The organism is Vibrio sp. V03_P4A6T147, from assembly GCF_002241085.1.
Classification (GTDB): Bacteria; Pseudomonadota; Gammaproteobacteria; order Enterobacterales; family Vibrionaceae; genus Vibrio; species Vibrio anguillarum.
This window is the reverse complement of record NZ_NDIO01000279.1, coordinates 3,174-9,055: the sequence shown is the minus strand read 5'-3', so window position 1 is coordinate 9,055 and position 5,882 is coordinate 3,174. Positions and strand designations below refer to the sequence as shown.

Below are 5,882 nucleotides of genomic sequence, written 5' to 3'. Positions count from 1 at the left end.
TCCATGCCGAACTCAGAAGTGAAACACAACAGCGCCGATGGTAGTGTGGGGTCTCCCCATGTGAGAGTAGGACATCGCCAGGCTTTGAATATTGTCTAACCAGACACGCTGCGGAGCGGTAGTTCAGTTGGTTAGAATACCGGCCTGTCACGCCGGGGGTCGCGGGTTCGAGTCCCGTCCGCTCCGCCACTTATTAAGAAGCCCTGCTAGTAATAGCAGGGCTTCTTTCGTTTGAGAAAAATAGCATTTTATTTTTTATCACTCTCAGTGCCGTCTTCTAAAAATCAATTCCACACATACTTACATACTCACTCCTTGTAATCTGTAACACTCTGATTGGCTAGGGCTCGCTTAGTAGTCCGTAGTTTTACTTGGCGTCCTTCTTCAATAATCATTGAACCTGTTTGTTCAAACTTGTCCGGCTGACTTTAAGCTATTGTGTGATTATTTGTGTACGTGAATGACTTTCTTTGGGGTGTGCGAGAGCCATCATCACACCTTCATTTGAATAGGGTTCGCCAGCTTTTTAAAATAAGTGTTACTAAAGCTATCCATAGTGATATTTCACCATAGTTCAACAGCCTTAATTAGATCATATTTTTTAAATTGGTATTACAGTAGATATAGAGAGAGGAGTAACAAAGTAAAGATAGCAAAAGCCGATGTTCTAGAACATCGGCTAGAGGTAAAATTGGTTTGATCAGTCATTACTGACAGTTTTCTTTCTACACTGACGACTTTTCAGCTTGTTTTGCTTTGTCTATTAATGGGGTAATTGTTGAACCTTGAATAAGTATTGAGAACACCACGACAGCGTATGTCATAACAAGGATTATCTCTTTTACATCAATAAGCTTGTCTGGGATAACTAATATGCCAGATGGGATAGAAAGTGCCATTGCTAGTGCTAGCCCACCTCGTAGCCCTCCCCAAGTTAGTATCTTTATTGACCATGGGTTGTAGGATCGGTAACGCTTGAAGCCGATGTAAGAGAAAAAAATGCTTAGATAGCGAGCAGATAAGACAAGAGGAATGGCGAAAGCCATCAATATCCAGTCCTCTTCATGGAATTTGAAGAGTAGCATCGACATACCGATAAGTAGAAAGAGCACACCATTCAAAAATTCGTCAACCAATTCCCAAAAGTGGTCAAGGTGTTCTTCACTTTCTTTTGAAAAGCCAATGAAGCGCGTCCAGTTGCCGATCATTATCCCTGATACAACCATAGCCAAAGGTCCGGAAACATGAATAACATCTGCAAAAACATAGCCAGCAGTCGGTATACCAATGGTTAAAAGCAGTTCCATTGAGTGATCATCGGTGGCGCTGATGAGGTAGTGGAATAATAGCCCAAGAGCTAGGCCATACAGGATGCCCCCCATTGCCTCTTGAATAAACAACATAGTTACACTACCTATGGTTGGTGCTTCTGTACCAAATGCAATAGTGAAAATAGTGACAAAGATAACCAAACCAAAACCATCATTAAAGAGCGATTCTCCCTCGATTTGGGTTGAAATACGTTTTGGTGCATCTAACTTTTTAACAATAGCTAATACGGCTATTGGGTCTGTTGGTGATATGAGTGCACCAAAGAGCAGACAGTAAACGAGATCGAAGTGAATACCGATAAATTGACAGAAGGCGTATAGCCCAAAACCGATGAAGAAGGTTGAAAATAGCGTTGCGCCTAGTGCAAGAACCGCGATTTCCCATTTCTGATCTTTTAGGTTGGGTAATTTGATGCCTAGGCCGCCAGCGAAAAGTAGAAAACCGAGTATTCCTTTGAGCAGAAAATTTTCAAAGTTAATACTGTTGACGGTTTCTGTCGCTATTTGAGTTAGATGAAACCAATCATTTTGACCTGCAACTAAGATCAATAATGACAACATCATCGATCCTGCTGTAATGGCGATAGTGGTTTGCATATTGCCTATCTTACTGTTTAGAAAGGCAATCAACATTGCTGCTCCTGATAGGAAGCATAAAGTGTAATAGACAGACATTGTTTTCTCGTCGTGTAACAAAATATGAATGAAATTCTCCTTGGATGATGTACAAATAGCAAACACTTTTTAGCCATGATTGCAGATGTATCAAACGATAATTAAAGTGAAGTTTAGACGTCTAGATTTCTAATGGTTATATGATAGGATGAGCGAATAACCAAAAGGAATGAGGCTGTACTGTGGGAAGAGAAGTTAGAAGTCAAATTGAAGCTCAATTGCAACAGAGAATATTATTGATTGATGGTGGCATGGGCACCATGATTCAGAGCTATAAATTGGAAGAGCAAGATTACCGCGGAGATCGTTTTGCCCATTGGCCAAGCGATCTGAAAGGAAATAATGACCTTCTCGTCTTGACGCAGCCTCAGTTAATCAAAGAAATTCATAGTGCTTACTTGGAAGCAGGTGCTGATATCCTAGAGACGAATACCTTCAACGCGACGAGCATCGCAATGGCCGACTACGATATGCAAGCCATTAGCGATGAGATCAATTTCGCTGCTGCAAAACTTGCACGCCAAGCTGCTGACGAATGGACGGCGAAAACGCCTGATAAACCTCGTTACGTGGCGGGAGTGCTAGGGCCAACAAACCGCACTTGCTCGCTCTCCCCTGACGTGAATGACCCTGGGTTTCGAAATATCAGCTTTGAGCAATTAGTTGAAGCTTACTCAGAATCAACACGTGCTTTAATTCGTGGCGGCAGCGACTTAATTTTGATTGAAACCATTTTCGATACTTTAAATGCTAAAGCCTGTGCCTTTGCGGTGGATTGTGTGTTTGAAGAGTTGGGTTACAAACTGCCCGTGATGATCTCAGGGACAATCACCGATGCCTCTGGTCGAACGCTTTCTGGGCAAACAACCGAAGCCTTTTATAATGCACTGCGACACGTTGAGCCTATCTCATTTGGTTTGAACTGTGCACTCGGTCCGGATGAATTGCGCCAATACGTTGAAGAGCTATCACGTATTTCCGAATGTTATGTCTCGGCTCACCCCAATGCGGGGTTGCCTAACGCATTCGGTGAGTATGATCTTGAAGCCGATGAGATGGCGCAGCACATCGGGGAATGGGCGCGAGCAGGATTTTTGAACCTTGTTGGTGGCTGTTGTGGAACCACTCCTGAGCACATTAGACAAATGGCAAAAGTGGTCGAAGGTGTGAAACCAAGAGCGTTACCCGATATTCCAGTGGCTTGTCGTCTATCCGGTCTAGAGCCGCTGACGATTACCAAAGAGAGCTTATTCATCAACGTAGGTGAGCGAACTAACGTCACTGGTTCTGCGCGTTTTAAGCGTTTAATCAAAGATGAACAGTATGACGAGGCGCTGCATGTTGCTCGAGAGCAGGTCGAAAACGGTGCACAAATCATCGATATCAATATGGATGAAGGGATGTTGGATGCGCAAGCTTGCATGGTCCGCTTTCTCAATTTATGCGCTTCTGAGCCGGATATTTCCAAAGTACCAATCATGGTTGATTCTTCTAAGTGGGAGGTGATTGAAGCAGGTCTCAAATGCATTCAAGGCAAAGGGATTGTGAACTCGATTTCCCTCAAGGAGGGGAAAGAGAAGTTTGTTGAACAAGCTAAACTCATTCGCCGCTATGGTGCTGCTGTGATCGTGATGGCGTTTGATGAAGTAGGCCAAGCGGATACCCGTGAGCGAAAACTTGAAATTTGTACCAAAGCTTATCGAATTTTGGTTGATGAGGTTGGTTTCCCTGCTGAAGATATCATTTTTGATCCGAATATTTTCGCGGTTGCGACTGGTATTGATGAGCATAATAATTATGCTGTGGACTTTATCGAAGCCGTGGCTGATATCAAACGTAATTTACCCCATGCGATGATTTCCGGCGGGGTTTCCAACGTCTCTTTCTCTTTTCGCGGTAACAACTATGTGCGTGAAGCGATCCATGCTGTATTCCTTTATCACTGTTTTAAAAACGGCATGGACATGGGCATCGTCAATGCCGGTCAGCTTGAGATTTACGATAACGTGCCTGAGAAACTGCGTGAAGCAGTCGAAGATATCATTCTCAATCGCCGCAGCGATGGCACTGAACGCTTACTGGATATTGCGGCTGAATATGCGAACAAAGGTGTCGGTAAGGAAGAGGATGCCAGTGCGCTGGAATGGCGTTCATGGCCAGTCGCAAAACGTTTAGAGCATGCGTTAGTCAAAGGTATCACCGAGTATATTGTTGAAGATACGGAAGAAGCTCGTCAAAATGCCACTCGCCCATTGGATGTGATCGAAGGGCCTCTCATGGATGGAATGAACGTGGTCGGCGACCTCTTTGGCGAAGGGAAAATGTTCCTGCCGCAAGTAGTGAAATCGGCGCGCGTTATGAAGCAAGCCGTTGCGCATTTAGAGCCCTACATCAACGCGCTTAAGCAAGCAGGTTCTAATAATGGCAAAATCCTTCTTGCCACAGTTAAAGGGGATGTACACGACATCGGCAAAAATATCGTTGGCGTCGTTTTGCAGTGTAATAACTACGAAATCATTGACCTCGGCGTTATGGTGCCATGCGAGCAGATCCTCAAAGTCGCGAAAGAACAGAATGTCGACATCATTGGGTTATCCGGCCTCATCACTCCCTCTTTAGATGAAATGGTGCACGTCGCTAAAGAAATGGAGCGACAAGGGTTTAAATTACCGCTTTTGATTGGCGGAGCAACCACCTCTAAAGCACATACCGCAGTTAAAATTGAGCAAAATTATCACCAGCCAGTTGTGTACGTGAACAATGCTTCGCGCGCAGTAGGCGTTTGTTCTTCGCTTCTTTCTGATGAGTTACGTCCTGCTTTTGTGGAAAAATTAAACATCGACTATGAACGCACGCGTGATCAACATCACCGTAAAACCCCCCGAACTAAGCCTGTCTCATTAGAAGTGGCAAGGGCAAATAAAGCGGTTATCGATTGGGATAACTATACGCCGCCAGTTCCGGCTAAATTGGGCGTACATGTGTTTGATAATTTTGATGTGGCTACCCTTCGTCGTTACATCGACTGGACACCATTTTTCATGACATGGTCATTGATGGGTAAATATCCAACGATTTTTGAACACGAAGAGGTGGGAGAGGAAGCGCAAAGTTTATTCCATGATGCTAATGCATTGCTTGATAGAGTTGAGCGAGAAGGGCTACTCAAGGCTCGCGGTATTTGCGCTTTATTCCCGGCCGCGAGTGTGGGAGATGATATCGAAGTGTATCGCGATGAATCGCGCACCGAGGTTGCTCATGTTCTGCATCACTTACGCCAACAAACCGAAAAGCCCAAAGGTTATAACTACTGCTTGTCCGATTACATTGCACCAAAGGAGAGTGGTAAACGAGATTGGATCGGCGCATTTGCCGTGACAGGCGGAATTGGTGAGCGAGAATTAGCAGACCAATATAAAGCGCAAGGCGATGACTACAACGCCATCATGATCCAAGCGGTAGCTGATCGTCTTGCTGAGGCTTTTGCGGAATATTTGCATCAGCAAGTTCGTAAAGAAATTTGGGGCTATGCTGTTGACGAAGAGTTGTCGAACGATGATTTGATCCGTGAGAAATACCAAGGTATACGCCCAGCGCCGGGCTATCCAGCGTGTCCTGAGCATACGGAAAAAGGCACCTTGTGGGAGATGTTGCAGGTTGAGCAAACCATCGATATGTCTTTAACCACCAGTTACGCTATGTGGCCGGGTGCTTCGGTGTCAGGTTGGTACTTCTCGCATCCGGACTCTCGTTATTTTGCCATTGCACAAATTCAGCAAGATCAGATGCAAGATTACGCGCAACGTAAAGGTTGGAATGCACAAGAAGCGGAAAAATGGCTTGGGCCGAATTTAGATTAAGTAATAAAAAACAGGT

At 44.7% G+C, this 5,882-nt stretch carries 2 protein-coding genes and 1 tRNA gene; 2 read left to right on the top strand and 1 reads right to left on the bottom strand.

Going from position 1 to position 5,882, the window contains the following annotated elements; translation table 11 throughout:
- Positions 1-112 precede the first annotated feature (112 nt).
- Positions 113-189, top strand: a tRNA-Asp gene (locus B9J84_RS10910).
- Positions 190-725: 536 nt separating this feature from the next.
- Here the strand turns inward: B9J84_RS10910 and B9J84_RS10905 are convergent.
- Complete coding sequence (locus B9J84_RS10905; protein ID WP_179217554.1) at positions 726-2,072, bottom strand: sodium:proton antiporter; 1,347 nt, start codon at positions 2,070-2,072, stop codon at positions 726-728.
- 116 nt (positions 2,073-2,188) lie between these two features.
- Between B9J84_RS10905 and metH the strand changes: the two genes are divergently transcribed.
- Positions 2,189-5,866, top strand: a complete 3,678-nt coding sequence (metH, locus tag B9J84_RS10900) for a methionine synthase (protein WP_094124124.1) — start codon at positions 2,189-2,191, stop codon at positions 5,864-5,866.
- Positions 5,867-5,882 lie beyond the last annotated feature (16 nt).